Origin of the sequence: Kosakonia sp. HypNH10 (assembly GCF_029850615.1) — a bacterium.
In the GTDB taxonomy this organism is placed as follows: domain Bacteria; phylum Pseudomonadota; class Gammaproteobacteria; order Enterobacterales; family Enterobacteriaceae; genus Kosakonia; species Kosakonia cowanii.
The window spans coordinates 585,197-611,807 of sequence record NZ_JAOTIU010000004.1 but is presented as its reverse complement, the minus strand read 5'-3'; the positions used below and the strand labels follow the sequence as shown (position 1 = coordinate 611,807).

Sequence of the window (26,611 nt, the reverse complement as noted above, 5' to 3'; positions counted from 1 at the left end):
TCACGTAGGCCGGATAAGCGTTTACACGCCATCCGTCACTCCGCTTGCGTCGCGCTCTCAATCGTTAAACGCACATCCGATGTCATCAGCTCTGCCAGCATCTGGTAAACGCCAAGCGTGCGCGCCGGATCGGCGTCGCCGGTATCGCTGATATAACCCTCGTCACGCAGCGTCAGCACCAGCGTGCTGAAGACCGCTTTATCGAAGAACTCCGGCGCGTTGATGCCGTGCAGCACCGACAGACGCTGCGCCAGCGTACGGCTCTCTTTCTCCAGCGTACTGCGGTTCATCGTCGGGTTGGCGCTCAGCAGCCAGAAGGTGATGGCATAACGCTGCAGCGTCTCGCGCGCGCCTGCGGCCAGCAGCTGCAGAGTGCGTGAGTGTGCAGGATTGATGCTGAGAAGATCCTCTTTCAGGGTAATCAGCCCCTGGCGCACCAGCTCCTGAATCAGGTTATCCAGCACCTCCGCCAGCTCTGCGTTTTCCCAGCGCAGGAACAGCTCGGCTTTAAGCATCGGGTAGAGCAGTTCCACATGACGCAGAATTTCGCCGCGTGAGATCGCGCGATGCTGGGTGACAATCGCCGCGATCAGCGACGGCAGCATCAGCATGTGCGCAATGTTGTTACGGTAATAGGTCATCAGCACCGCCTGCTCGCGCGGCAGGATGATGATATCGCCGATGGTGTCCTTCTCGACCTCAAACTTGTTCATCTGCAGCGCGTGAGCGATAAGCTCAGCGGCGCTGGCAGACGGCGCGGTAGAGTCCGGGGAGTAGGGCACATTGCGCATCAGCTCAAGGTAGCAGTCAAGCTGCTCGGTCAGCTGTTCGCGCGTCAGCGAGCGCTGGCGCGAAGCCAGCAGCGCCGTACAGCAGAGGTTCATGGCGTTCGCCGCCCCGGCGTTATTGATGCGAACCATCAGATCGGCAGCGATGCTGTTAACCGTCGGCGTCAGCCATGCCGGGCGGATCGCTTCAATCGGATCGATCGATTCACGCCACTCCGGCACATGGTGGTTCAGGTAGTTCATCAGCGGGATCGGCTCGCCGAAGTTCACATAGCCTTGACCGAGGTTACGCAGCTTGCTGAGGCCGCGCAGCATCTGCAGCAGGCTCTCTTTCTCTTTCGTCGCGCCGCGCAGCTCTTTGGCGTAGGTGCCGACTTCCATCACATGCTCATAGCCGATATAGATCGGTACCAGCGTGATTGGACGCGTGCCGCCGCGCAGCATCGCCTGGATAGTCATCGACAGGGTACCGGTTTTCGGATCGAGCAGACGCCCGGTGCGCGAGCGACCGCCCTCAACGAAATACTCTACCGAATAACCACGGCTGAAGAGCTCGCCCAGGTACTCGCGGAACACCGTCGAGTAGAGCTTGTTGCCTTTAAAGGTACGGCGAATAAAGAAGGCACCAAGACGGCGGAAAATCGGGCCGGCGGGCCAGAAGTTGAGGTTGATCCCGGCCGCAATATGCGGCGGCACCAGGCCCTGGTGGTAAAGCACGTAGGAGAGCAGCAGGTAGTCCATGTGGCTGCGGTGGCAGGGCACATAAACAATTTCATGGCCTTCGTGCGCCAGCTGGCGTACGCGCTCGGCGTTGTGCACGTTGATCCCCTGATAGAGCCGGTTCCACGTAAAGCCGAGGATACGGTCGGTCAGGCGAATCATCTCGTAGGAGAAGTTAGCGGCAATCTCTTCCATCAGCGCGATAGCGTTCTGCTGCGCCTTATCGTGGGAGATCTTTTTGCTGCGCGCTTCATCTTCCACCGCACGGGCAATCGCTTTCGACGACAGCAGCTTATTGAAGAGATCCTGGCGCGCCGGCAGGCGCGGGCCAACGGCGGCCAGACGCTGGCGGGCGAAGTGCATACGCGCCACGCGCGCCAGTTTCTGCGCGATGATCTTATCCGTGCCGTGTTCAGTCGCCATGCGGCGCAGCGAAACTGGCGGGGAGAAGCGCACAAAGCTGTCGCGGCCAAGCCACGAAACAGCGAAGAATTTCTGTACACCGTTGAGCATGCGCAACGGCGGGTTGATTTCACCCTTTTCACGCCCTGGCGAGCGGCCAAACATCACCGATACCGGCACCATCTGCACATCCAGATCGGGATGGCTGCGGTGCAAATCCAGGTAGTCGTGGAAGAGTTTGATCGACTCTTCTTTCGGCGTGTAATAGGTGAATACGCGCGGGCCGCCGTGAATAAATACGTAGCGTGGCAGCAGCGCGCCATCGATCTCCAGCGGTTCGAGGGGATCGGGTAATTCATGCGCCAGGCACTGCTCGCGCAAGGTCATTAAGTCAGCCTTTGAGTTGTAAGGCAGCACGTACATAATAGGACGTGATGTGTCGAGCCCCAGTTCCTGTGCAGGTTCTGCGGGAATCGATTTACTTTTTACCAGCACGCTTAATGGTAAGTTCAGTAATTTGTAGTAAATTCGTGGCCAGCCGGACATAAAGGGTGTAAAGCCTCTGGTTATTAATAGTGCCATTGCGCCGCAAGAATATCAGAAAGCACGCATAATTTCTGTGGTACCGCTGCGTGTACCACTACTCATTGACGCTTAATAGTTAAAAAGGTTCTTTTCATGGCCAATAATACCACCGGTTTCACCCGGATCATTAAAGCCGCAGGATATTCGTGGAAAGGCGTACGCGCAGCCTGGATTAATGAAGCTGCATTTCGCCAGGAGGGCGTAGCCGTTGTTCTGGCTATTATTATCGCTGCATTTTTGGATATTGATGTCATCACGCGCGTCCTGCTTATTGGCTCGGTCACGCTGGTGATGATTGTCGAAATCCTCAACAGCGCTATCGAAGCGGTTGTAGACCGTATCGGGTCTGAATTCCATGAGCTTTCCGGCCGGGCAAAAGATATGGGCTCGGCGGCGGTGCTGATGACAATCTTACTGGCGGTCTTTACCTGGGTCTCGCTTCTTTGGTCACATTTTCGATAGCGTTTCCATAATTCTATAACACTCTGGATTTTTGCTTAAATGTGGTTTCAAAATCGCCGTTGACTGTATATACTCACAGCATAACTGTATATACACCCAGGGGGCGGGATGAAAGCATTAACGGCCAGGCAGCAAGAGGTGTTCGATCTGATTCGCGATCGCATCACCCAAACCGGTATGCCACCGACGCGTGCGGAAATCGCACAGCAATTGGGGTTCCGTTCCCCAAATGCAGCCGAAGAACACCTTAAAGCGCTGGCGCGCAAAGGGGTGATCGAAATCGTATCTGGTGCATCGCGCGGTCTCCGCCTGCTGCTGGAAGAAGAGAACGATATTGGTCTGCCGCTGATTGGTCGCGTCGCTGCGGGTGAGCCGCTGCTGGCGCAACAGCATATCGAAAGCCACTATCAGGTCGATCCGAATCTCTTTAAACCGCATGCGGACTTCCTGCTGCGCGTTAGCGGGATGTCGATGAAAGATATCGGTATTATGGACGGCGATCTGCTGGCGGTGCATAAAACCCAGGATGCGCGTAACGGCCAGGTGATCGTTGCCCGTATCGAAGATGAAGTGACGGTGAAGCGCCTGAAAAAGCATGGCAATACCGTTGAACTGCTGGCGGAAAACAGCGACTTCTCCCCGATTGTTGTTGATCTGCGTAAACAGAACTTCACTATTGAAGGGCTGGCAGTTGGCGTGATCCGTAACGGTGAATGGCTGTAACGCCTCTTTTCTCTGCTGTGGCGCCCGTTTAGCGCCGCAGCGCCACGCTTCCTCTCTTTAACGACGCTTACGCTATGCCGCTGTTAACCGCATCCGACAAAGCTTTGTGGCGGCTTGCGCTGCCGATGATTTTATCGAATATCACCGTTCCGCTGCTGGGCTTAGTTGATACGGCGGTGATTGGTCATCTGGATAGCCCCGTCTACCTTGGCGGCGTGGCGATTGGCGCAACGGCAACCAGCTTCCTCTTTATGCTGCTGCTGTTTCTGCGTATGAGCACCACCGGGCTGACCGCCCAGGCATTTGGTGCGAAAAATCCTTCTGCACTCTCACGTGCGCTCGTCCAGCCTCTGCTGTTGGCGCTCGGCGCAGGGGTTGTCATTGCGCTGTTACGCATGCCGCTTATCGACCTGGCGCTGCATATTACCGGCGGTAGCGAGGCGGTGCTGGAGCAGGCGCAACGCTTTCTTGCCATTCGCTGGCTCAGTGCACCCGCCTCGCTGGGCAATATGGTGCTGCTTGGCTGGCTGCTCGGCGTGCAGTATGCCCGCGCACCGGTGATACTGCTGGTGGTCGGCAACCTCTTCAATATCGTTCTCGATCTCTGGCTGGTGATGGGCCTGCATATGAATGTGCAGGGCGCTGCGCTCGCCACCGTTATCGCGGAATATGTCACCTTCTTTATCGGTTTGCTGATGGTGTGGCAGGTTTTACGCCGGCAGGCTATCTCTCTTTCGATGCTGAAATCCGCCTGGCGCGGCGGCGTTCGCCGTTTGCTGGCGCTCAATCGCGATATCATGCTGCGCTCGCTGCTGCTGCAACTCTGCTTTGGCTCCATCACCGTGCTGGGCGCGCGCCTCGGCAGCGAAACGGTCGCCGCCAACGCGGTGCTGATGATGTTCCTCACCTTTACCGCCTACGCGCTCGACGGCTTTGCCTATGCCGTAGAAGCCCACTCCGGTCAGGCTTACGGCGCGCGTGATGGCAGCCAGTTGCTGCACGTCTGGCGCGCGGCCTGTCGGCAGGCAGGGTTTGTGGCGCTCGCCTTTGCCCTTATCTACGCGCTGGCGGGCAGCACGATTATTGCGCTGTTAACCTCCATTCCTGAACTGCAGGCGGTTGCCGGACACTATCTCATCTGGCAGGTGATACTGCCGCTGGTGGGAGTGTGGTGCTATTTGCTCGACGGCATGTTTGTGGGTGCAACGCGCGCAGCTGAAATGCGTAACAGTATGGCGATTGCCGCTGCCGGTTTTGGTCTGACCCTGCTGACGGTACCGTGGCTTGGCAACCACGGTTTATGGCTCTCTCTGGGCGTTTTCCTTGCGCTGCGCGGTCTCACGCTGGCACTGATCTGGCGTCATCACTGGCGCAACGGCAGCTGGTTTGCCAATGCCGACAATGCATGAGGATCTGCGGCTTCGTCTGGCATGTATGGTTAAAGATTCCGAATAAAAAACCGAACGCCGAATCCTTATCTACAATAATTAATACGTTCAGCACGCAAGAACGTCATTTTAACCGAACGATAAGGAGTCAATTATGAACAAAGACGAAGTCGGCGGTAACTGGAAACAGTTTAAAGGCACTGTTAAAGAGAAATGGGGCAAATTGACCGATGACGACATGACCGTCATTGAAGGTAAACGTGACCAGCTGGTAGGTAAAATCCAGGAGCGTTACGGTTACGCGAAAGACGAAGCGGAGAAGGAAGTTACGGATTGGGAAACTCGTAACGAATACCGCTGGTAGCCAACACTTCCCCCTCAAGTGTATTAACCCTCACAGGCTACCCTGCCCGTAGGTACAAGGATGTACCTCCCTAATCCCTTCATCTTTCACGTTTTATCCGCGTTGGCTGCATTCGCTCACATAGGTCACATACTTATGTATGCTCCCTATGATTCACTCATTTGCCGCCTTGCTAAAACGCGAAATCTTTTGGGATTACTTTCTGAAACAGAAACAGAAACAGAAACAGAAACAGAAACAGAAAAGTAAAAATCTCTAACGCGGTTTCTTCTTCACCTGCAGGCTGTGATCGTGCTGGCAATGATCGTGATGACGACAGGCTTCGACTTCCACGCAGGCAGCGCATAAACCGTGGGCTTCAATCACGTTATGGCGCAGGGCAAAACCCATCTTCGCTGCCAGCGCGTGCATAATATCTTCCACGCCTTCCGCCTGCTCCTCTTTAACCGCGCCGCAGCGATCGCAGATAAACATCGCAGAAGTGTGCGTCGGCTGATCGAAGAGATGGCACAGCACATAGCTGTTGGTGGACTCCACCTTGTGCACAAAACCCTGCTCGAGCAGAAAATCGAGCGCGCGATACACCGTGGGCGGCTTCGCCTGGGGTTCGCTTTCGCGCAGCAAGTCGAGCAGATCGTAGGCGCTGATGGCGCTCTTTTGCAGGCTCAGCAAACGTAAAACTTCCAGACGCTGTGGAGTCAGGCGCACGTTGCGCTGCGCGCACAGCTTTTCAGCCTGCACTAACATCTCTTGCGAAGTGGTCTTATCCATAGGCGCTCTCGGGTTGGTGAAAAGATGAAGCTTCACACTTTACCATGTCCTGCCTGAAACGCCGAGACCGCCAACTTTAAAGACACTTTCGGAACTTTCCTTCCCGAAACGGTTTTCCTCTTCTATAAATAGTGAGTGCCATCACTATAAATATGAACCGGCCGCCCTGGAGCGTTCGGAAGAGGTAGTGCCTTTTTCTACTGTTATTCACAGCAATATAAATTCCTGTTTGTGCGCAAACTAACAGGCTTAAATACTCATCTGGCTACGAGAACATACTGTGAAAATAAATGCGAAACTTTCGGTGGTCGCCATTGCTGTCTCCTTTTTTATGGCAAATCAGGCGGGAGCAGCCAATACATGGGCAGAAGCGCGTAACGATGCAATGGGTGGAACGGGCGTCGCATCGGCAAACTATGGCAGTGGAGCACTGATTAACCCGGCGTTGCTGGCGAAGGGGCAACCGGAAGATGATGTCACCGTTATTCTGCCAAGCGTACAGGCACAAATTTCGGATAAGGATAATCTGCGCGACGAAATTGATTACATCAATGACAAAGTCGATCAGTATAAAGATGTCGTCGATAATCTGACGGCGCGGGATATTATTACCAACCCGTTTGGCACCATCGATCAATTCCAGAATGCGGCCAAAGATTTGGGTGACGAGCTGGTTAAGCTGCGTGGCAAAACCGCGCAGGCAAAAGCGGCAGCCGGTATTGCGGTCAGCATCCCTAACGATGTGCTCTCTGCGGCTTTCGTGACCAAAGCCTACGCCCACGCGCGCGTAAGCTCCAATATCGATCAGCAGGATATTGATTACCTGCGCAGCATTCAGAACAGCGATGCCGTTGCGGTGCGTGAAGCGCTGGGCGCGGCGCTGTCGCCAAATGGCAGCGATGAGATCACCCGTAACCTGAACTCCACCGCTTCCGGGCGTGGCGCGATTGTTACCGACTTTGGCGTGGCGCTGGCACACCAATTTGACGCGGGCGGCATTCCGCTCTCCGTTGGCGTAACGCCGAAGCTGCAAAAAGTGTGGGTCTACAACTACACGGCGTCGATTTATGACTACGACAGCGATGACTGGAACAGCAGCCGCTACCGCCGTGATGACACCGGCTTCAACGTTGACGTTGGCCTGGCCGCCGACCTCAATGAAAACGTGACACTTGGCTTAACTGGGCAGAACCTGATTTCGCGTAACATTGACACTCAAGACGCCATCATCCGTAACGGCAGAACGGGCGAAGTGCGTAACTACAAAGATACTTACCAGATTAGCCCGATCGTCACCGCCGGTGCCGCCTGGCATAACGATCTGGTAACGCTGAGTGCTGATGGTGATTTAACCGAGACCAAAGGCTTTAAGAGCGAGAAGAACTCGCAGTATGTCGGCGTCGGGGCTGAAGTGCGTCCGCTTAACTGGCTGGCAGTGCGTGCCGGTTACCGCGCTGATGTGAAAGGCGATGATAAAGATGTCTTCACCGCTGGTGTTGGCTTCTCGCCGTTCAACCGCGTTCATCTCGATCTGATGGGGCTGGTGGGCGAAGACGAAACCTGGGGTGCCGGTGCGCAGCTTAGCCTGACATTCTAAGGATTAACCGGAGGCGCTGCGCCTCCGGTTTTGCCTGTGCTATAGTAGCGCCCCTTTTTCTTTTGATGTTCAAATAATCGCCATGCTGCCAGAAAAACCGTCCTCAACATTTCCCGCTCATCGTTTCTCGATTGCCCCGATGCTCGACTGGACGGACAGGCACTGCCGCTACTTCCTGCGTCTGCTGTCGCGCCACACGCTGCTCTATACCGAGATGGTGACCACCGGCGCGATTATTCATGGCAAAGGCGATTACCTGGCCTACAGCGAGGAGGAGCATCCGGTGGCGTTGCAGCTCGGCGGCAGCGATCCGGCGCAGCTGGCTCACTGTGCGAAGCTTGCCGAAGCGCGCGGCTATGACGAAATCAACCTCAACGTCGGCTGCCCTTCTGACCGCGTGCAGAATGGCCGTTTCGGCGCTTGCCTGATGGGTGAAGCGCAGCTGGTGGCGGACTGCATTAAAGCGATGCGCGATGTCGTCTCTATTCCGGTGACGGTCAAAACCCGTATCGGCATTGATGAGCAGGACAGCTACGAATTTCTCTGCGACTTTATTGGCACCGTAGCCGGTAAAGGTGAGTGTGAAAGCTTCACGATCCACGCCCGCAAAGCCTGGCTTTCTGGCCTCAGCCCGAAAGAGAACCGCGAAATTCCGCCGCTCGATTACCCACGCGTCTATCAGCTGAAACGCGACTTCCCGCACCTGACGATGTCGATCAACGGCGGTATCAAATCGCTGGAAGAGGCGAAAGCGCATCTTGAACATATGGATGGCGTAATGGTCGGGCGCGAAGCCTACCAGAACCCTGGCATCCTCGCGGCGGTGGACAGAGAGATTTTCGGCGTCGATACGCCGGATGCCGACCCGGTGGCAGTAGTGCGCGCGATGTACCCTTATATTGAGCGCGAACTGAGCCAGGGAGCTTATCTCGGCCATATCACACGCCATATGCTGGGCCTGTTCCAGGGCGTGCCTGGCGCGCGTCAGTGGCGTCGCTACCTGAGTGAAAATGCGCACAAAGCGGGAGCGGATATCAATGTGGTGGAACACGCCCTCAATCTGGTGGCGTCGAAACGCTAAGGCGTGCAGATTTATTGCGCAATCGTGGGATCGGTTAGCAAAGGAGTGAGCGCTTCGTCACAACCTTGAAACATTTCCCCGTGCAGCCCGGTGAAGCAAATAGGATTTAGCGCGTAAATCTGTCACTATTCCGGCGTAACGAATTCATCGCGCTGTACCCTACAATACAGCCGAACTAAAAAAGAAAGGGCTTCCTGCGGGAAGCCCTAATTCTTTCTGCACAATCACTTACGGGATCAGCAGGCTCGATCCCTGGGTCGCCCGGCTTTCCAGCGCTTCATGGGCGCGCTGCGCATCGGCGAGCGCAAACTTCTGGCTCTCAGCCACCTCCACTTTGATTACGCCGCTGGCGATCAGCGAGAAGAGCTCATTGCTCGCTTCCTGCAACTCTTCACGCGTGGTGATGTAACCGTTCAGCGAAGGACGGGTGGCGTAGAGCGATCCCTTCTGGTTGAGAATGCCCAGATTGACACCGGTCACCGGCCCGGAGGAGTTGCCAAAGCTGACCATCAGGCCGCGGCGGCGCAGGCAGTCAAGGGAGGTTTCCCAGGTGTCTTTACCAACGGAGTCGTACACCACACTCACTTTTTTACCGCCGGTCAGCTCTTTCACCCGCTCAACCACGCTCTCCTCGCTGTAGTTGATCACCTGCCAGGCACCCGCCTGCTGGGCGCGCTGCGCTTTTTGCGCCGAGCCAACGGTACCAATCAGTTTCGCGCCGAGCGCTTTTGCCCACTGGCAGGCGATCAGGCCAACGCCGCCCGCCGCAGCGTGAAACAGGAACATCTCATTGGGCTTCACTTCATAGGTTTTGCGCAGCAGATAGAAGACGGTCAGCCCTTTCAGGAAGGAGGCGGCGGCTTGTTCAAAGGAGATGGCGTTGGGCAGAACGGCGACTTTATCGGCGGGCACATTGTGCACGGAGCTGTATGCGCCCAGCCCCGATTGAGCGTAAACCACGCGGTCGCCAACTTTCACCTCCGTGACGCCGGAACCCACTTTACTGACCACGCCGGCGGCTTCGGTTCCCAGCCCGCTTGGCAAGCCCGGCGGCGGATAGAGACCGCTGCGGATGTAGGTGTCGATATAGTTAATGCCGATGGCTTTGTTTTCGACCTGCACCTCATTTTCTGCCGGATCGACGGGCGTAAACTCCACCGCCTTCAGCACTTCAGGGCCGCCGTGCTGTTGAAACTCAATTCTTGTCGCCATGCTTCCTCCTGATCTGTGATAATCTCTCAACCCATTCATTACCCGGATAACTCCATTCACTATGGCAGGAAATAAACCCTTCAACAAACAGACTGAGCCCCGCGACCACAAGCTTGAGGGGATGAAAGTGCCTCCGCATTCGATCGAAGCGGAGCAGTCGGTGTTGGGCGGTTTAATGCTGGATAATGAGCGCTGGGACGACGTCGCCGAGCGCGTCGTTTCCGAGGATTTTTATACTCGCCAGCATCGCCATATCTTTACGGAAATGCACCGCCTGCAGGAGATGGGCAAACCCATCGACCTGATTACTCTTGCCGAATCGCTGGAGCAACAGGGCCAGCTCGATATTGTCGGCGGCTTCGCTTATCTCGCTGAACTGTCAAAAAATACGCCAAGTGCGGCGAACATCAGCGCTTACGCCGATATCGTGCGTGAACGTGCGGTAGTGCGCGAGATGATCGCGGTAGCGAATGAGATCGCCAATGCCGGTTTCGATCCGCAGGGCCGCAGCAGTGAAGATCTGCTCGATCTGGCCGAGTCCCGCGTGTTTAAAATCGCCGAAAGCCGTGCCAATAAAGATGAAGGGCCGAAGAACATCGCCGATGTGCTTGAGGCGACGGTGGCGCGTATTGAGCTACTGTTCCAGCAGCCCCATGACGGCGTGACTGGCGTGAACACCGGCTACGACGATCTGAACAAAAAGACCGCCGGTTTGCAGCCGTCGGATCTGATTATTGTCGCGGCGCGTCCCTCAATGGGTAAAACGACCTTTGCGATGAACCTCGTCGAAAATGCGGCGATGTTGCAGGATAAGCCGGTGCTTATCTTCAGTCTCGAGATGCCCTCCGAACAGATTATGATGCGTTCACTCGCGTCGCTGTCGCGCGTCGATCAGACCCGCATCCGTACCGGGCAGCTCGACGATGAGGATTGGGCACGCATCTCCGGCACGATGGGCATTCTGCTGGAAAAACGGAATATCTATATCGATGACTCCTCCGGCCTGACGCCGACGGAAGTGCGCTCTCGTGCGCGGCGTATCGCCCGCGAACATGGCGGCATTGGCCTGATTATGATCGACTACCTCCAGCTGATGCGTGTGCCATCGCTGTCGGATAACCGTACGCTGGAAATTGCCGAGATCTCCCGCTCGTTGAAAGCGCTGGCGAAAGAGTTGCAGGTGCCGGTGGTGGCGCTGTCGCAGCTTAACCGCTCGCTGGAGCAGCGCGCCGATAAGCGCCCGGTCAACTCCGACCTGCGTGAATCGGGTTCCATCGAACAGGATGCCGACTTAATCATGTTTATCTACCGTGATGAGGTTTATCACGAAAACAGCGACTTAAAAGGCATCGCTGAAATCATTATTGGTAAGCAGCGTAACGGTCCTATCGGCACGGTACGTCTGACATTCAATGGGCAGTGGTCACGCTTCGATAACTATGCCGGGCCACAATACGACGACGAATAACGTTTCGTTACTCTTCGCGCCGCAGGTGCCTTCAACGCACCTGCACACGAACGATCGACAAAATTGTTTTTGAGGAAAAACATGCAAGCGGCAACCGTAGTAGTTAACCGCCGCGCTCTGCGACACAATCTGCAACGCCTGCGCGAACTGGCTCCCGCCAGCCGACTGGTTGCGGTCGTGAAAGCGAACGCTTATGGACACGGTCTTCTTGAGACCGCGCGAACGCTCCCCGATGCCGATGCTTTCGGCGTCTCCCGTCTTGAAGAGGCCCTGCAACTGCGCGCAGGGGGCATTACTCAACCGATTCTGTTACTCGAAGGCTTTTTTGCCGCCAGCGATTTGCTACAGGTAGCAGAGCATCAGCTGCATACGGTGATCCACAGCGTTGAACAGCTTGAAGCCCTGGAAGCCGCCACCCTGAGCGCGCCGGTGGATGTCTGGATGAAGCTCGACACCGGCATGCATCGCCTGGGCGTACACCCTCACGAAGCGGAAGCATTCTACGCCCGGCTGAGCCAGTGCAAAAATGTGCGTCAGCCGGTGAACATCGTCAGCCACTTTGCCCGCGCCGATGAGCCCGACTGCGGCGCGACCGAGCGCCAGCTCGATCTCTTTACCACCTTTACCGAAGGCAAGCCGGGCATGCGCTCGATTGCCGCTTCGGGCGGTACGCTGCTGTGGCCGCAATCCCACTTCGACTGGGTGCGCCCCGGCATCATTCTCTACGGCGTTTCGCCGCTCGACCATAAACCGTGGGGTAGCGATTTTGGCTTTCAGCCGGTAATGACGCTCACCTCGCAACTGATTGCCGTGCGCCAGCATGCGGCGGGTGAACCGGTCGGCTATGGTGGCACCTGGCAGAGCGCGCGCGATACCCGTTTAGGCGTGGTGGCGATGGGCTACGGCGACGGTTACCCGCGCGCAGCACCCTCCGGCACGCCGGTGCTGGTTAACGGCCGCGAAGTGCCGATTGTTGGGCGCGTGGCGATGGATATGATTTGCGTCGATCTGGGGCCAGAAGCGCAGGATAAACCCGGCGATCGCGTGGTGCTTTGGGGGGAGGGTTTACCCGTCGAGCGTATCGCGCAGGCAACAAATGTGAGTGCTTACGAACTTATTACGCGCCTGACCTCAAGGGCGACCCTTATCTACATCGACTAAAAGGAACGCCCCGTGTCGCCGATGGAAATCGCCGCCTGCCTGGCTTACGCCCTCTCCGTGTGGCTTGCCGCGCGCAACAATGTGCATACGTGGTGGACGGGCATTATCGGCTGCGTGCTCTACGGCTGGGTTTTCTACTCCGTGCAGCTTTACGCGGATGTCACCCTGCAACTCTTCTTTATCATCAGCAGTGTTGCAGGCTGGATCAACTGGCTGAAGGGCAATCACGGTCATCAACTGGCGGTACGCAAAACGCCGCTGCAACATATTGCTTTCCTGCTGGTGGGCGCTCTGATTGTCGCAGGCGGCTATGCCTGGCTGCTGCACCGTTTTACCAACGCCTGGTCGCCATGGCTGGACTCGGCGATTATGGTCTTCAGCATTCTCGCGCAGTTTATGCTGATGGGGCGGCGGCTGGAGAGTTGGTACTTCTGGCTGCTGGTCAACACCATCGCCGTGCCGCTCTATGCCGCGCGCGATCTGTGGCTGACCGCCGGGCTTTACCTGATCTTCTGGTGTAATGCCTGGCACGGGCTTTACCAGTGGCGCAAGGCGCTGGTAAAGCCATGAAACCCTTCGCCAGCGGGCTGATTGTTGGCAAATTCGCGCCGCTGCACTGCGGTCATGAACGGTTAATTAACACCGCGCTGGCGCAGTGCGAACGCCTGTGGCTCATCAGCTACTCCGTGCCAGAGCTGCCCGGCTGCGAGCCGGAGAAGCGCGAACGCTGGCTGCGGGCGCGGTTTTCCCAATGTGAGATCCTCGTTCTGACACCGGCGCGCGTGGCGGCGCTGGGTTTAGGCCCGTTACCGCATAACGACGCCGATGGCAATCTGCATCGTCACTATGTTGCGGATATCTGTTTGCAGGTTTTGGGCTGCCAGCCTGACGCGGTCTTCACGGCGGAGGAGTATGGCGATGGCTTCGCCCGCGTGCTGAGCGAACGTTTTTCCCGCCCGGTGGCTCATGTGCGGCTGACGCGCGGGCAGGGTGAGGATGCGCCATCCGGGACGCTGATCCGCAGCGATGTCCACCGCTGGCGGCAGATGCTGGCCGCGCCCGTCTATCACGACTTTGTTCAGCGCATCTGCCTGCTCGGCGGCGAATCGACCGGCAAAAGCACCCTCAGCGCCGTGCTGGCAGAGGCGCTGGGAACGGCGTATGTGGCGGAGTATGGCCGCGAGCGCTGGGAAGAGCAGGGTGGCGAGCTGGTGTATGACGATATGCTGGCGATTGCACAAACCCAGGTGCAACGGGAAGAGAGCACGCCTGCGGTGCGCTGGCTGGTATGCGATACCTCGCCGCTGACCACGCTCTTTTATACGCTGACAATGTTTGGCAAAGCGCCTGCGGCGCTCTACGCGCTGGCGCAGCGGCACTATCACCTGGTGGTGTTGTGCGAGGATGATTTTCCGTTTGTGCAGGATGGCACCCGCCAGGATGAAACTTTCCGCCAGCGCCAGCAGGCCTGGTATCTCGAACAGTTGACCGAACGCGGCGTGCCGTTTATTCGCGTCAGCGGGTCGGTGGCTGAACGCATCGCGCAAGTGCGGGTGGTGCTGGGCTGTTAATCCTTATTTCGTTTCCGCTTTACTGCCCCCTCGACCTTGTCCGGCTTCCGGTTTATTGTGGGAGTCTTGCCTAATCAGAATGTGGAGAATACCTGCGTGTTTCAGAAAGTTGACGCCTATGCCGGCGACCCTATCCTCTCGTTGATGGAGCGGTTCAAAGAAGATCCCCGCAGCGATAAAGTAAACCTCAGCATCGGGCTTTATTATGATGAAGAGGGCACAATCCCGCTTCTTCAGGCGGTGGCAGAAGCCGAAGCGCGCCTCAATGCACAGCAACATGGTGCCTCGCTCTATCTGCCAATGGAAGGTCTTAATCGTTACTGCCATACTATTGCGCCGCTGCTGTTTGGTGCCGATCATGCGGTGCTGTCTCACAAGCGTGTAGCCACCATCCAGACGCTCGGCGGCTCCGGCGCACTGAAAGTCGGTGCAGATTTTCTGAAACGTTACTTCCCCAACTCCGGCGTCTGGGTCAGCGATCCGACATGGGAAAACCATATCGCGATTTTTGAAGGCGCAGGCTTCGAGGTCGCTACTTACCCGTGGTATGACAGCGAAACCAACGGCGTGTGTTTCGCGGCATTTCTCGAAAAATTAAACTCCTTGCCGGAGCAGAGCATTATCCTGCTGCACCCATGCTGCCATAACCCGACCGGTGCCGACTTAACGCCTGCGCAGTGGGATGAGGTGGTCGAGGTGCTGAAAGCGCGCACACTGCTGCCTTTCATGGATATTGCCTATCAGGGCTTTGGGGGGGGCATAGAGGAGGACGCCTATGCGATTCGCGCGATTGCCGATGCCGGTTTGCCTGCGCTGGTTAGCAACTCTTTCTCAAAAATTTTCTCTCTGTATGGTGAGCGCGTTGGCGGCCTTTCCGTGATCTGCGAAGATGCTGATGCCGCCGATCGCGTACTCGGACAGCTAAAAGCCACTGTGCGCCGTATCTACTCCAGCCCGCCGAATTTCGGCGCGCAGCTGGTGGCGACCGTGCTGAACGATGCCGGGCTGAAGGCGTCGTGGCTGGCGGAAGTGGAAGCGATGCGCACCCGTATTCTGGCGATGCGTCAGACGCTGGTTGATGCGCTGAATGCGGCGATGCCGACAGGGGATTTCACCTACCTGCTCAAGCAGCGCGGCATGTTTAGTTATACCGGGCTGAGTGCTGCGCAGGTGGATCGTCTGCGCGAAGAGTTTGGCATTTATCTCGTTTCCAGCGGTCGTATCTGCGTCGCCGGGCTTAATAACCGCAATGTGCACCGCGTGGCACAAGCCTTCGCGGCGGTGATGTAAGTATTCACTTACCTCTCTCTTCACCCTCTGCAAACCGGCAGAGGGTGACCCACCAAAGCTGGCGGATTTCCCAGAAAAAACTTTGTTTCGCCTCGCCCTGCGGTTATGGTCACTCAGGTTTAAGACTATTCACCTCATTTATAAAAACTAAAGCATTAAGAAGCAGGGAAAATTATGCAAAAGTTCAGACACGCGCTCGGCGCGCTCTGCCTGTGGGCGGCCTTCAGCAGCGCGGCGGTATACGCCTCGGTCCCGACCCCGGTTGCAACGGGCACTAACGCTGCAAAACTCTCTGAGCAGGCGGCGGTACACTGGGTTTCCGTGGCGCAAATTGAAAGCTCGCTGGTTGAACGCCCGCCGATGGCGGTGGGGTTTGATATCGACGATACCGTGCTCTTCTCCAGCCCCGGCTTCTGGCGCGGTAAGAAAACCTGGTCTCCGGATAGCGATGCCTATCTGCACAACCCGGAATTCTGGGAAAAGATGAATAACGGCTGGGATGAGTTCAGCATTCCCAAAGAGGTCGCGCGTCAGCTGATCGCCATGCACGTTAAACGCGGCGACACGATTTTCTTTATCACCGGCCGCAGCCAGACCAAAACCGAGACGGTGAGCAAAACTTTGCAGGATGATTTTCATATCCCGGCTGCCAATATGAATCCGGTGATTTTTGCCGGCGATCAGCCGGGCCAGAACAACAAGGTGCAGTGGCTGAAGGACAAAAAAATCCGCATCTATTACGGCGACTCTGACGGTGACATCACCGCCGCGCGCGAAAGCGAAGCGCGCCCGATCCGCGTGCTGCGCGCCGCGAACTCAACCTACCAACCGCTGCCGCAGGCCGGTGCGTTTGGTGAAGAGGTGATTGTCGACTCCGACTATTAATCCAGCGCCCTTTTTTAGAGAAAAAAAGGGCGTCGGGTTTCCCCTTTTGGCCACATGCTGCACACTTACAGAGGTTCATTTTTGATAAGGAGCAGTTTATGTGGCATCAACAGACGCTTACGCTTAGCCAGAAATCGCGCGGCTTTCACCTGGTCACCGATGAGGTGCTCGGGCAGATTACTGCGATAAAGAGCGTGAAAACCGGTTTGTTGCACCTGCTGCTTCAGCACACGTCCGCTTCTCTCACCCTGAATGAAAATTGCGATCCCACGGTGCGCCAGGATATGGAGCGCCACTTTTTACGTGCTGTGCCGGACAATGCGCCCTATGAGCATGATTATGAAGGGCCGGATGATATGCCTGCGCATATCAAATCATCGACGCTTGGCGTGTCGCTGATGCTGCCCGTGCAGAATGGGCGCGTATTGCTGGGGACATGGCAGGGGATCTGGCTGGGAGAGCATCGCATCCACGGCGGTTCGCGGCGGATTATCGCGACACTACAAGGGGAATAAACGATGACAATTTCGGAGTTACTGCAATATTGCATGGCCAAGCCTGGCGCGGAGCAGAGCGTGCACAGCGACTGGAAAGCGACGCAGATTAAGGTCGCCGACGTACTGTTTGCGATGGTGAAAGAGATTGAGGACCGCCCGGCGGTCTCACTGAAAACCAGCCCGGCGCTGGCGGAACTGCTGCGCGACCAGCATAGCGATGTGCGCCCCAGCCGCCATCTGAATAAAGCGCACTGGAGCACGGTCTATCTGGACGGCACTTTGCCAGACTCGCAAATCTACTACCTGGTGGACGCCTCTTACCAGCAGGCGATGGAGCTGGTGCCGGAGGGGATCCGGCAACAGCTCTCCGTCTGACTAGCTGAGCAGCGGTTTCAGGAACCGTGCCGTGTGCGATGCTTCGCATTCGGCGACGGTTTCCGGCGTGCCGGAGACGAGGATCTCGCCGCCGCCGCTGCCGCCTTCCGGCCCCAGGTCGACAATCCAGTCTGCGGTTTTCACCACGTCGAGGTTGTGCTCAATCACCACGATGGTGTTGCCCTGATCGCGCAGCTGATGCAGCACCTCAAGCAGTTGCTGAATATCCGCAAAGTGCAGACCGGTGGTCGGCTCATCAAGAATATAGAGCGTCTGCCCGGTGCCGCGTTTCGACAGCTCACGCGCCAGTTTCACGCGCTGCGCTTCACCACCGGAAAGGGTGGTGGCCGACTGGCCGAGACGAATATAGGTCAGGCCGACATCCATCAGCGTTTGCAGTTTCCGCGCCAGCGCCGGAACCGCGTCGAAGAACTCACGCGCTTCTTCAATGGTCATATCCAGCACTTCGTGGATGGTCTTGCCCTTGTATTTAATCTCCAGCGTTTCGCGGTTATAGCGCTTGCCTTTGCACTGGTCGCACGGCACGTAGATATCCGGCAGGAAGTGCATTTCGACTTTGATCACGCCATCGCCCTGGCACGCTTCACAGCGTCCGCCGCGGACGTTAAAGCTGAAGCGACCCGGCGTATAGCCGCGTGAACGGGACTCCGGCACGCCAGCGAAGAGTTCGCGCACGGGCGTAAAGACGCCGGTGTAGGTCGCCGGGTTGGAGCGCGGCGTACGGCCAATCGGGCTCTGGTCGATATCGATCACTTTGTCGAAGTGCTCCAGCCCCTGAATATCGCGGTAAGGCGCAGGCTCGGCAATCGTCGCGCCGTTAAGCTGGCGCTGGGCGAGCGGGAAGAGCGTATCGTTAATCAGCGTCGACTTGCCGGAGCCGGAAACGCCGGTAATACAGGTAAAGAGGCCGACCGGCAGCGTCAGCGTCACATCCTTCAGGTTGTTGCCGCGTGCGCCACTCAGCTTCAGCACGCGCTGCGGATCGGCTTTCACACGCTCTTTCGGCACTTCAATTTTGCGTTTGCCGCTCATGAACTGGCCGGTCAGCGATTCCGGCACCGCCATGATCGCTTCCAGCGGGCCTTCCGCGACCACCTGGCCGCCGTGCACACCGGCACCAGGGCCGATATCGATCACGTGATCCGCGGCGCGGATAGCATCTTCGTCATGCTCAACCACAATCACCGTGTTACCGAGGTTCCGCAGGTGCACAAGAGTGCCAAGCAGACGTTCGTTATCGCGCTGGTGCAGGCCGATAGAAGGCTCATCCAGCACGTACATGACGCCGACCAGGCCTGCGCCAATCTGGCTGGCCAGACGAATGCGCTGCGCTTCACCGCCGGAGAGGGTCTCTGCCGAGCGGGAAAGCGTCAGGTAGTTCAGGCCGACGTTAACGAGAAATTTCAGACGATCGCCAATCTCTTTGAGCACTTTTTCAGCGATTTTTGCACGCTGACCGGAAAGTTTGAGGTTGGTGAAGAAGTCCATCGCATGACCGATGCTCATATCAGAGATGGTCGGCAGCGGCGTATCTTCAACGTAAACATGGCGCGCTTCGCGACGCAGACGCGTCCCTTCGCAGGTGGCGCAAGGGCGGTTGCTGATGAATTTCGCCAGCTCTTCGCGCACCGCGCTCGATTCGGTCTCTTTGTAGCGGCGCTCCATATTGTGCAGCACGCCTTCAAACGGATGGCGGCGCACGGAAGTATCGCCGCGATCGTTCATGTATTTGAACTCGATCGACTCTTTGCCGGAACCTGCCAGAATCACCTTCTGCACGTTGGCGCTGAGGCTTTCCCACGGCGCTTCGACGTCGAATTTATAGTGATCCGAGAGCGACTTCAGCATCTGGAAATAGTAGAAGTTACGGCGATCCCAGCCGCGGATAGCGCCGCCAGCCAGCGACAGCTCCGGGTTCTGGATCACGCGGTCAGGGTCAAAATATTGCTGAACGCCAAGACCGTCGCAGGTCGGGCAGGCGCCCGCCGGGTTGTTGAACGAGAAGAGACGTGGCTCCAGTTCGCGCATGCTGTAGCCGCAAATCGGGCAGGCGAAGTTCGCCGAGAAGAGCAGCTCTTCGGCTTTAGGATCGTCCATATCGGCAACGATGGCCGTACCGCCGGAGAGTTCCAGCGCGGTTTCGAAAGATTCCGCCAGGCGCTGCGTGAGATCGTCGCGCACTTTGAAGCGGTCAATCACCACTTCAATGGTGTGTTTCTTTTGCAGTTCGAGGCTCGGCGGATCGGAGAGATCGCACACTTCGCCGTCGATACGGGCGCGGATATAGCCCTGGCCTGCCAGGTTTTCGAGGGTTTTGGTGTGCTCGCCTTTACGCTCTTTGATCACCGGTGCCAGCAGCATCAGGCGCTTGCCTTCCGGCTGCGAGAGCACGTTATCCACCATCTGGCTGACGGTTTGCGCCGCCAGCGGCACGCCGTGATCCGGGCAGCGCGGCTCGCCAACGCGTGCGTAGAGCAGGCGCAGGTAATCGTGAATTTCGGTTATAGTGCCGACGGTGGAACGCGGGTTGTGCGATGTCGACTTCTGTTCAATAGAAATGGCAGGCGAGAGACCTTCAATGTGGTCAACGTCCGGTTTTTCCATCAACGACAGGAACTGGCGGGCATACGCAGAGAGTGATTCGACGTAGCGACGCTGCCCTTCTGCATAGAGCGTATCGAAAGCCAGCGAGGATTTGCCCGAACCCGACAGCCCGGTGACAACAATCAGTTTGTCGCGAGGGATGACGAGGTTGATGTTTTTGAGATTATGGGTGCGCGCGCCCCGAACTTCTATCTTATCCAATCCATTCACCTTTTACCCGGTGGAACACGTAATGCCCGGTGTGTTTGAAGGACAACCGGCGATCACAAACGGCTAATTATGACACAAATTAACCTGAATGAATATACAGTGTAGGAATGCAACTTCCGCGTAAGTGTGTAAAATACGCACTTCGCGGACGATGTCTGGAACCTGCTTCGCAGCTATCAAAATGCTACGTGGAAATGGTACACTCGCGCGTTTACACTACTACGAAACGATTTCAGGAGACACGATCATGGCCAGCAGAGGCGTAAACAAGGTTATTCTCGTCGGTAATCTGGGCCAGGACCCGGAAGTACGCTATATGCCGAGTGGTGGCGCAGTTGCCAACATTACGCTGGCTACGTCCGAATCGTGGCGTGACAAGGCGACCGGAGAGATGAAAGAGCAGACCGAGTGGCACCGCGTTGTGCTGTTCGGCAAGCTGGCGGAAGTTGCCGGTGAGTATCTGCGTAAAGGTTCTCAGGTCTACATCGAAGGCCAGCTGCGCACCCGCAAATGGACCGATCAGTCCGGCCAGGAAAAGTACACTACCGAAGTTGTAGTGAACGTTGGCGGCACCATGCAGATGCTGGGCGGTCGCCAGGGCGGCGGCGGTGCACCGGCAGGCGGTGGCCAGCAGCAGGGCGGTTGGGGTCAGCCTCAGCAGCCACAGGGCAACAACAACCAGTTCAGCGGCGGCGCGCAGTCTCGTCCGCAGCAGCAGTCTGCCCCGGCACAGTCTAACAACGAACCGCCGATGGATTTCGACGACGATATCCCATTCTAGGATTTAGCTGTACTGTTTGTTATACTTATCTACCAAGCCTCTGTTAATACAGGGGCTTTTTGTTTTCCTCGTCCTAAAATTAAGCCTTAATACATCCTTCGCATATTGCATATTTAGCACTTACGTTAAGTGTATGGAGTATGAAGGATAAAGACATGGCTACAACTTTTGTCACCGATAGTAGAGAGCGATACTGCATGGTGATGGAGCGCTCTTCCCGCCTTCTGTTTTCTTGGCCACTCTTTTTTAATAACTCAAATCCGCAACAGAGGGGGATGCTTTTTCAATTCAGCCACGCTCAGGTTAAAGGGTAATAACCCCTGTCTGTATGTAGCTGTGCGGTCCCGGTTGCGGGCTGTGACATAGTCGACTTTAGGCGTAATATTCCTTCAGCCATAATTAACAGCTCCTGACAGGAGGTTGTGGCGGCAGTCTGAGGTGTGGCAAGCGCTTCAGCTAAAATGAGCAAACCCGCCCAGGTCTTGTGAAATCGAAGTTGACGGGCAATACATCAGAGCCAAATAGCACTACAAGCAGCTGGCGCGTCGACAGCCAGGGCGAGCCCGCGAAAATCTTTCGTCACATGGAGCTGCACGGTCTACCGGACAGCGTGATCGATATAACGGCAACACCGTCTGGCGCGGAGCCTCCGCCGCCCTGCGGTAGCCTGCGTGAAAGCATGCCGGTTACTGAGACTCCATACACAACCTGCGTTTTCAGGGCCGGTACCTAGACCGCGAAACGGCCAACACTACAGCACAGACCGCTATCAAGACCCGGCGGGCGGCTGTTACAAGCAGGTGAGCCCACCAGGGCTAATAGATGGGCTGAATACCTATACATATGTGGTGAAGCCGCAGGAATTAAGCTTCTGTAATATATGCAGAGATAATATTTCTTATCAAAGTAGGATAGCTCTTCATTTCACAGAAAGATTCGATCCACTATTTTCTTGATAAATTCTCGTACGTTTAATAGCGGCATTCCAAGCAAAAAGGTGGCATCCGGAATAAAAAAGTTTTGGCAGCAAAGTTTTTATTTACAATCAGACTCATCAAGTAAAAATAATCTTTGTAAGATACAAAAATCGGGGCTATCATCAAAAATAAGTAGTGCCTGGATTAATCATTCCCAAAACCTACAAATTATAAATTTAATTAGCCATCACCATGTTTATTTTTGCCCATATGCTATACCTGTACTGGGTAAAACACATGTAGGTTGCAGCAGTGTTTGACATACAAAATGCCATGAGGAGTAATGTTATCAAGCATTAAAGAAATTGAGTTTGAGTTGGATAACAAGTTTTCTCCTTTTCAAGGGGAGATGGATGATTTAATTTTGAGGGAAAGAGGAGTGCCTTTAAATAACTTATCAAAACTTGAGCAGAACCTCCATGTGGAACTGAAAGACACTTTTTTGTCTTTCGTTATGAAATACAATTTAGATAATTCCTCTCTTGGGAATATATCATTTGGATCAGGTGGTGATTATTTTGAGAAATTAATTCATTTAAATGAAGGCAATGGCTTTAATAATTGGTGGAATAGGCAGTCAAGGCCAAAATCAATGATTATTATTGCTTTGTCAGATCCATACGCTATTCTCTTGAATACAGTGACAGGAAAGATATATGCAATCACCAGTGAGCCTGGCATAAATGATGAAAAGTCAGTCGCAGACAATTTTGAATTATTTGTTAGAGTGGTCGGCTCTTTATTCCTAAAGAAAATTTCCTCGCAGGATGCGATTAAGCTCACAGGTGCAACCAATCAAGACTTTTGGAAAAATATACAATAAGGCCGGGATCTTCCTTACTTAAAAAGTGTTCAGACAGTCCCGACCGCGCACCCTCCATCCCGACTGAAAAGTACCGCCAGTCATTTAGGGGATTCGACGTTGTCTGGCGCGGCGAATCAAGTGCCTGAGGCCGCAGCCTGCATGTGAGCACACTGGCCGAGCGGGACGCTCCGCAGAACATGTGCTTCCAGGCCAGCACCTGAACGCGAAACGGGCCTGAGCTACCATACTTTTCGTTACTATGACCCTGCGGGCAGATGTTACACGCAGAGGGATCCGCAGGGCCGGAAGGCGGATTATACCTGTATCCTTATGCGCCTAATCCTCTCTCCTGGATGGAGCCGTTAGCATTATTTATCTTTGGAGTGAATTGGATGAAGGGAAACTAATGAGTGGGCAAAAGCTAAGCTCAGTGAGCACTATAAAAGCATGTCCTTGGGCGAGACGAATTTTTTATATTTCGATGAAAAGATATTATGAAAGTATGGAAGAATTTCTTATGAATAACGCTCTGAGTTATAAAAATAAATGAAAATTGAATTTTAAAACTTCTCTCGGACACTAATCAAATTCTTGTTGGAAATGCTAAAAATAGAGAAACATTACCTTTCTATAAAGCATAACCTGAATTTGTAAAAAAATATCCATTTACTGATGTAATTGATATGGCTTTATAAAAAAGGTCTGTCTCCATCTGATGTGGTGTAAAAATGACTGTAATGACAAGAAGATCAGCACTCAAAATATTCTCCATATACCAAGTGGCTTTATTGTCTAGGATGGATATAGATAGCCTTTTATTTGCAGGGTATAATGATGAGGAATCTGGCGAGCCTATTATATATGAAAGTATATATGATGATGAAGTTCAGGCTTTTCTTATTAATTTCCATACTGATGTTGTCTTCTTTGGTATATCAAATGAATATCTAATTTCCTTTTTGAAAAAAACACTTTAATTGCGAGTTTGTAATTTTAGGTGATGAGCCCGAACTTAATAAGTGTCCATGCTGTGGTTATTTAACTCTACCAGAACGAGGGCAATACGATGTATGTCCAGTTTGTTTATGGGAAGATGATGGACGATCGGAGGAATGGATAGATTCATACAGCACAGCTAATCATTCCTCATTAAAAGATTACCGATTGTTAAAATTGGGTGGAATATCAAAAGAAGATGTTTTTTACAGGAAGGGGTAGTTACTACCTTGCAATAAAAGGAGGAAATACAATTAATTCTTCCTGGTTTTTTATTATATATTCTCCATTTAATCTACTAAACCAACATGTGCCTCATTTACTTTATAACCCCGGCATAGATTTTCGCGCAATTCTTGCATCTCATTATTGACAGGGATGATGGGTAAGCATCCTTCCAAAATCTTCACCATCACGCCATGGCCGGTCTCAGATCCCGCCCTTTCAGCCAGCCACACTAAGGTGCAGGCTGGTGCTGTGAGAATATCTGGTAGAGGCCTCGGTTTTCCGGTTAGTGTGGAACATGCCGACGGAGCAGACTTTAAGTCGGTGCTGCGTTTTGGAAAGGTTGACTTGGCGTAAAATTGTGTTCAGCCACTAACCCCCTAAAAGCAGGTTGTGGCATGCAGTAAGCATGGACGGACCTCAAGATATTGGTGAAAACGGGCGACCAGAACGCGTAAGCGTCGCTGCGGAATTTCTGTATAGAAAGCTGTCATGACCTGCTGGCGCGCGTTGACAGCGGCGGTAGCCTGCGCGAAAGCTCAGCAGATAAATGAAATGGGTGGAAATGCTGCAAAAAATGTCAATAAGGCATACGTCAAGTTGTGACAATAATATTGTTCAGGTAAAAGAAATCTTAATTCTAAAAATACGCTCTAACAATTTTATGAGTTCTTTGACGGCCTTAAACTCTATAACAGTGATGTTCGTATAGAGGTAATAAAGCAAACAGTATTTGATACTTTTTGGAGAATTTAATCGTGATCACTAAATCAAGCATTCTTATCAGTTATAAAAATGAAGAAGTGTTGAGAGAAAGAATAGCTAATTTATTAGGGAGGGCTGATGTTGACTTTACTATTATGGAGTATGATTATTTTGATGTTAATGAATATAAAAAGCGTATTGAGGCAAGCAGTATAAGCCCCGATGAAAACTCGAAATATATTGAAATATTAAGTAATGTGGATTTTATCTATGAAGTTGACTTTGGAACATCTGTCACTTCTGTTGAAAGTAATTATTTTCCTGCATACATTGATTTTATTTCCAAAGTGCTTTCTCTACAGTTACGGTGTGATGTTTTGACGAGTTTTAAACCATTAAGTGGCGATGAGTATTGTCCTGTAAGTTATTTTTCAAATGGCAAAGAGATTGTCAATTTTATATCTGATCCATCTAATTGCTGGGCTGGGGTCTTATGGGTAAAACGTCAATCGCATAATTCATAATTCATAAGTCAACTCTGTAATGCCTTGATTAATGGGTTTTTTTTGCTCGTATTTATTGTTTTTTGCTGTTTGGTATCAATGGGGCGTTTTTCATGTAATATATTGAAGAACATTTTCCGGCAAGATAAGTAAAAGATAAGCTATGCCGTAGAAATAAAGGATGGGTTTAATATTTAGAATATAATGTCTTACGGGGTGTTTAGAAAGGCATTGTGTATCATCTTTGCTAATTAAAAAAGAGATATATAAAATGGACAAGGAGCTTTTGAGAGATGGCTTGCTTTTCATAAATGAAGATAATCCAGGTGAGTCCGTAATAGTTAATTTCTACACTTTTGTTTGTCTTATCAAAGGGATAATTATCGCGTATGGTGAAATATCAGAAACTGAGGCGAAGTATATAATTAATAGCTCGCCTATGCTTACCGTTTTACCCAAAAATTACCTTGCAGCTTGCTTGCTGGTACACGAAGAGGAATATTATTGGGTTATGATTACTGCTCTTGGTGAACGGTATTTTGAAAAGGGCTTTAGGTATGCTGTACCTGATGATTACGATCAGTGGGAAAGCAAATATATAAAAGAACATAACTCAAAACTCATTGTTTGGTATATAAGGATGAGGAGTGATGAAGTGGCTGGCAATCAAAAAAACTTTGATTCTAAAGTTAATGATGAATCAACTTAATATCTCTGATTTTATGTGCCAGTTTGGTGATTGCTCTGGAAACGTAGATTTATGCAAAGAGTTAACCATTGCGCGAGAAGCCGAAGGTGCAGAGTTGGTTGACCTTCTTCTTTATCTCAGCGCAGTAGTGAATTTTTGTTACTACGATGGCGACATATTAAACCAACTTGTGACTGCCTCCTGGCATCAGAAACATGAAGAGGTCGTAAGATTGTTAGCGCATTATAAGCAGCCTTCCAGCGCGAACCATCTCTATGAAGCTGCGTTGTTCAATCTTGATTACAGGGATTACGACGAGGATTTCGTACTGGCGAATAAATGCATAATGGCGCTAGAGAAAATACAAAACCAAAATGCTATTGAAAAAATCGAATTATTAGCCAACGCTGATAATGAGTTAATCCGCCAATATGTACAGAAACATTTAAATAGGGTCAGGCACCAGAAAGAAAAAGGTCATTGGAACGGTTCAACTTAAACGCGTTAAGGCGCGTTATCCGCAACATCTCGCGCTTCTAACGACTTTACATATTCCTCCTGGTCAGTCAGTTTGATAACCACGCTCGCCACGTTATCTCTTTAGAAAAAGTTCAGGAAGTAGCTGAAAGTCATAGAAAGCTGGCTGTACTTTCTACTGCGGATGAGACGGCAACAATTTTACATGAACTGCCCCTCACCAATACTTTATTAGATCGCGTAGTGCAAACCCAATACGATCTCGGGGGTGAAGTATAT

At 53.4% G+C, this 26,611-nt stretch carries 26 protein-coding genes; 22 read left to right on the top strand and 4 right to left on the bottom strand.

Annotated features, from left to right (window positions below):
• Positions 1-35 precede the first annotated feature (35 nt).
• The gene (gene plsB / locus N7V53_RS15235) at positions 36-2,456 is read right to left on the bottom strand and encodes a glycerol-3-phosphate 1-O-acyltransferase PlsB (protein WP_279793861.1); all 2,421 of its coding nucleotides are present in this window, start codon (positions 2,454-2,456) and stop codon (positions 36-38) included.
• Between the two features lie 132 nt (positions 2,457-2,588).
• On the opposite strand from plsB, the gene N7V53_RS15230 reads away from it, so the two are divergent.
• The 4 genes from N7V53_RS15230 (at position 2,589) to N7V53_RS15215 (ending at position 5,432) form a co-directional block, all read left to right on the top strand.
• On the top strand, positions 2,589-2,957 hold the full coding sequence (locus tag N7V53_RS15230; RefSeq protein ID WP_054804254.1) for a diacylglycerol kinase: 369 nt from the start codon (positions 2,589-2,591) through the stop codon (positions 2,955-2,957).
• Positions 2,958-3,065: 108 nt separating this feature from the next.
• On the top strand, positions 3,066-3,680 hold the full coding sequence (gene lexA / locus N7V53_RS15225; RefSeq protein ID WP_023478391.1) for a transcriptional repressor LexA: 615 nt from the start codon (positions 3,066-3,068) through the stop codon (positions 3,678-3,680).
• Positions 3,681-3,754: 74 nt separating this feature from the next.
• On the top strand, positions 3,755-5,089 hold the full coding sequence (gene dinF / locus N7V53_RS15220; RefSeq protein WP_279793860.1) for an MATE family efflux transporter DinF: 1,335 nt from the start codon (positions 3,755-3,757) through the stop codon (positions 5,087-5,089).
• A 133-nt stretch (positions 5,090-5,222) separates the two neighbouring features.
• On the top strand, positions 5,223-5,432 hold the full coding sequence (locus tag N7V53_RS15215) for a CsbD family protein (protein WP_023478538.1): 210 nt from the start codon (positions 5,223-5,225) through the stop codon (positions 5,430-5,432).
• A gap of 255 nt (positions 5,433-5,687) precedes the next feature.
• On the opposite strand, the gene zur is transcribed toward N7V53_RS15215, so the two are convergent.
• On the bottom strand, positions 5,688-6,203 hold the full coding sequence (gene zur / locus N7V53_RS15210) for a zinc uptake transcriptional repressor Zur (protein WP_023478461.1): 516 nt from the start codon (positions 6,201-6,203) through the stop codon (positions 5,688-5,690).
• Between the two features lie 280 nt (positions 6,204-6,483).
• Between zur and traF the strand changes: the two genes are divergently transcribed.
• Positions 6,484-7,800 (top strand): conjugal transfer protein TraF, encoded by a 1,317-nt coding sequence (gene traF, locus N7V53_RS15205; RefSeq protein ID WP_279793859.1) that lies wholly within the window; start codon positions 6,484-6,486, stop codon positions 7,798-7,800.
• An 82-nt stretch (positions 7,801-7,882) separates the two neighbouring features.
• Positions 7,883-8,881, top strand: a complete 999-nt coding sequence (dusA, locus tag N7V53_RS15200) for a tRNA dihydrouridine(20/20a) synthase DusA (protein WP_279793858.1) — start codon at positions 7,883-7,885, stop codon at positions 8,879-8,881.
• A 228-nt stretch (positions 8,882-9,109) separates the two neighbouring features.
• Here dusA and N7V53_RS15195 read toward each other — a convergent pair whose 3' ends face one another.
• On the bottom strand, positions 9,110-10,093 hold the full coding sequence (locus N7V53_RS15195; RefSeq protein ID WP_023478370.1) for a quinone oxidoreductase: 984 nt from the start codon (positions 10,091-10,093) through the stop codon (positions 9,110-9,112).
• Positions 10,094-10,154: 61 nt separating this feature from the next.
• Here N7V53_RS15195 and dnaB point away from each other — a divergent pair, with 61 nt between their 5' ends.
• The 8 genes from dnaB (at position 10,155) to N7V53_RS15155 (ending at position 17,340) form a co-directional block, all read left to right on the top strand.
• Positions 10,155-11,561: a replicative DNA helicase gene (gene dnaB / locus N7V53_RS15190; protein ID WP_023478500.1), complete on the top strand. Its 1,407-nt coding sequence runs from the start codon at positions 10,155-10,157 to the stop codon at positions 11,559-11,561.
• A gap of 81 nt (positions 11,562-11,642) precedes the next feature.
• On the top strand, positions 11,643-12,722 hold the full coding sequence (gene alr, locus N7V53_RS15185) for an alanine racemase (RefSeq protein ID WP_023478382.1): 1,080 nt from the start codon (positions 11,643-11,645) through the stop codon (positions 12,720-12,722).
• A 12-nt stretch (positions 12,723-12,734) separates the two neighbouring features.
• Positions 12,735-13,292, top strand: a complete 558-nt coding sequence (gene pnuC / locus N7V53_RS15180) for a nicotinamide riboside transporter PnuC (protein WP_279793857.1) — start codon at positions 12,735-12,737, stop codon at positions 13,290-13,292.
• Positions 13,289-14,293, top strand: a complete 1,005-nt coding sequence (locus N7V53_RS15175; protein WP_279793871.1) for an AAA family ATPase — start codon at positions 13,289-13,291, stop codon at positions 14,291-14,293. Before pnuC ends, N7V53_RS15175 begins: the two co-directional genes overlap by 4 nt.
• Positions 14,294-14,389: 96 nt before the next feature.
• Positions 14,390-15,583 carry an aspartate/tyrosine/aromatic aminotransferase gene (locus tag N7V53_RS15170; RefSeq protein ID WP_279793856.1) on the top strand — a complete coding sequence of 398 codons (1,194 nt, stop codon included), beginning with the start codon at positions 14,390-14,392 and terminating at the stop codon, positions 15,581-15,583.
• Between the two features lie 174 nt (positions 15,584-15,757).
• Complete coding sequence (aphA, locus tag N7V53_RS15165) at positions 15,758-16,468, top strand: acid phosphatase AphA (RefSeq protein ID WP_279793855.1); 711 nt, start codon at positions 15,758-15,760, stop codon at positions 16,466-16,468.
• 98 nt (positions 16,469-16,566) lie between these two features.
• Positions 16,567-16,983 carry a secondary thiamine-phosphate synthase enzyme YjbQ gene (locus N7V53_RS15160; RefSeq protein WP_279793854.1) on the top strand — a complete coding sequence of 139 codons (417 nt, stop codon included), beginning with the start codon at positions 16,567-16,569 and terminating at the stop codon, positions 16,981-16,983.
• A gap of 3 nt (positions 16,984-16,986) precedes the next feature.
• The gene (locus tag N7V53_RS15155) at positions 16,987-17,340 is read left to right on the top strand and encodes an MmcQ/YjbR family DNA-binding protein (RefSeq protein WP_124970630.1); all 354 of its coding nucleotides are present in this window, start codon (positions 16,987-16,989) and stop codon (positions 17,338-17,340) included.
• Here the strand turns inward: N7V53_RS15155 and uvrA are convergent, their stop codons facing one another.
• Entirely contained in the window at positions 17,341-20,166 is a 2,826-nt protein-coding gene (gene uvrA, locus N7V53_RS15150; protein ID WP_279793853.1) for an excinuclease ABC subunit UvrA, read from the bottom strand. It lies immediately after the preceding gene.
• Between the two features lie 256 nt (positions 20,167-20,422).
• Here uvrA and ssb1 point away from each other — a divergent pair, with 256 nt between their 5' ends.
• The 8 genes from ssb1 to N7V53_RS15110 all read left to right on the top strand — a co-directional run bounded on the left by ssb1 (position 20,423) and on the right by N7V53_RS15110 (position 26,354).
• The gene (gene ssb1 / locus N7V53_RS15145; protein WP_023478365.1) at positions 20,423-20,956 is read left to right on the top strand and encodes a single-stranded DNA-binding protein SSB1; all 534 of its coding nucleotides are present in this window, start codon (positions 20,423-20,425) and stop codon (positions 20,954-20,956) included.
• Between the two features lie 997 nt (positions 20,957-21,953).
• Complete coding sequence (locus N7V53_RS15140) at positions 21,954-22,193, top strand: hydrolase (protein ID WP_279793852.1); 240 nt, start codon at positions 21,954-21,956, stop codon at positions 22,191-22,193.
• 23 nt (positions 22,194-22,216) lie between these two features.
• Positions 22,217-22,756 carry an SMI1/KNR4 family protein gene (locus N7V53_RS15135; RefSeq protein WP_279793851.1) on the top strand — a complete coding sequence of 180 codons (540 nt, stop codon included), beginning with the start codon at positions 22,217-22,219 and terminating at the stop codon, positions 22,754-22,756.
• A 710-nt stretch (positions 22,757-23,466) separates the two neighbouring features.
• Positions 23,467-23,715: a hypothetical protein gene (locus N7V53_RS15130; RefSeq protein ID WP_279793850.1), complete on the top strand. Its 249-nt coding sequence runs from the start codon at positions 23,467-23,469 to the stop codon at positions 23,713-23,715.
• Positions 23,716-23,728: 13 nt separating this feature from the next.
• Positions 23,729-23,956 carry a CPCC family cysteine-rich protein gene (locus tag N7V53_RS22350; protein WP_347882220.1) on the top strand — a complete coding sequence of 76 codons (228 nt, stop codon included), beginning with the start codon at positions 23,729-23,731 and terminating at the stop codon, positions 23,954-23,956.
• Positions 23,957-24,717: 761 nt separating this feature from the next.
• Positions 24,718-25,188: a hypothetical protein gene (locus tag N7V53_RS15120; protein ID WP_279793849.1), complete on the top strand. Its 471-nt coding sequence runs from the start codon at positions 24,718-24,720 to the stop codon at positions 25,186-25,188.
• 250 nt (positions 25,189-25,438) lie between these two features.
• Positions 25,439-25,876, top strand: a complete 438-nt coding sequence (locus N7V53_RS15115; protein WP_279793848.1) for a hypothetical protein — start codon at positions 25,439-25,441, stop codon at positions 25,874-25,876.
• Entirely contained in the window at positions 25,818-26,354 is a 537-nt protein-coding gene (locus tag N7V53_RS15110; protein ID WP_279793847.1) for a hypothetical protein, read from the top strand. The genes N7V53_RS15115 and N7V53_RS15110 overlap by 59 nt, the downstream gene beginning before the upstream one ends.
• Positions 26,355-26,611: the final 257 nt, after the last annotated feature.

Coding starts and splice junctions, on each gene's coding strand:
- N7V53_RS15110 (WP_279793847.1), top strand. CDS start 25,818: ATGAAGTGGCTGGCAATCAAAAAAACTTTGATTCTAAAGTTAATGATG.
- N7V53_RS15195 (WP_023478370.1), bottom strand. CDS start 10,093: ATGGCGACAAGAATTGAGTTTCAACAGCACGGCGGCCCTGAAGTGCTG.
- lexA (WP_023478391.1), top strand. CDS start 3,066: ATGAAAGCATTAACGGCCAGGCAGCAAGAGGTGTTCGATCTGATTCGC.
- N7V53_RS15215 (WP_023478538.1), top strand. CDS start 5,223: ATGAACAAAGACGAAGTCGGCGGTAACTGGAAACAGTTTAAAGGCACT.
- N7V53_RS15175 (WP_279793871.1), top strand. CDS start 13,289: ATGAAACCCTTCGCCAGCGGGCTGATTGTTGGCAAATTCGCGCCGCTG.
- N7V53_RS15130 (WP_279793850.1), top strand. CDS start 23,467: ATGACTGTAATGACAAGAAGATCAGCACTCAAAATATTCTCCATATAC.
- N7V53_RS15135 (WP_279793851.1), top strand. CDS start 22,217: ATGTTATCAAGCATTAAAGAAATTGAGTTTGAGTTGGATAACAAGTTT.
- dnaB (WP_023478500.1), top strand. CDS start 10,155: ATGGCAGGAAATAAACCCTTCAACAAACAGACTGAGCCCCGCGACCAC.
- N7V53_RS15160 (WP_279793854.1), top strand. CDS start 16,567: ATGTGGCATCAACAGACGCTTACGCTTAGCCAGAAATCGCGCGGCTTT.
- plsB (WP_279793861.1), bottom strand. CDS start 2,456: ATGTCCGGCTGGCCACGAATTTACTACAAATTACTGAACTTACCATTA.
- aphA (WP_279793855.1), top strand. CDS start 15,758: ATGCAAAAGTTCAGACACGCGCTCGGCGCGCTCTGCCTGTGGGCGGCC.
- alr (WP_023478382.1), top strand. CDS start 11,643: ATGCAAGCGGCAACCGTAGTAGTTAACCGCCGCGCTCTGCGACACAAT.
- dusA (WP_279793858.1), top strand. CDS start 7,883: ATGCTGCCAGAAAAACCGTCCTCAACATTTCCCGCTCATCGTTTCTCG.
- ssb1 (WP_023478365.1), top strand. CDS start 20,423: ATGGCCAGCAGAGGCGTAAACAAGGTTATTCTCGTCGGTAATCTGGGC.
- N7V53_RS15115 (WP_279793848.1), top strand. CDS start 25,439: ATGGACAAGGAGCTTTTGAGAGATGGCTTGCTTTTCATAAATGAAGAT.
- N7V53_RS15230 (WP_054804254.1), top strand. CDS start 2,589: ATGGCCAATAATACCACCGGTTTCACCCGGATCATTAAAGCCGCAGGA.
- zur (WP_023478461.1), bottom strand. CDS start 6,203: ATGGATAAGACCACTTCGCAAGAGATGTTAGTGCAGGCTGAAAAGCTG.
- N7V53_RS15155 (WP_124970630.1), top strand. CDS start 16,987: ATGACAATTTCGGAGTTACTGCAATATTGCATGGCCAAGCCTGGCGCG.
- dinF (WP_279793860.1), top strand. CDS start 3,755: ATGCCGCTGTTAACCGCATCCGACAAAGCTTTGTGGCGGCTTGCGCTG.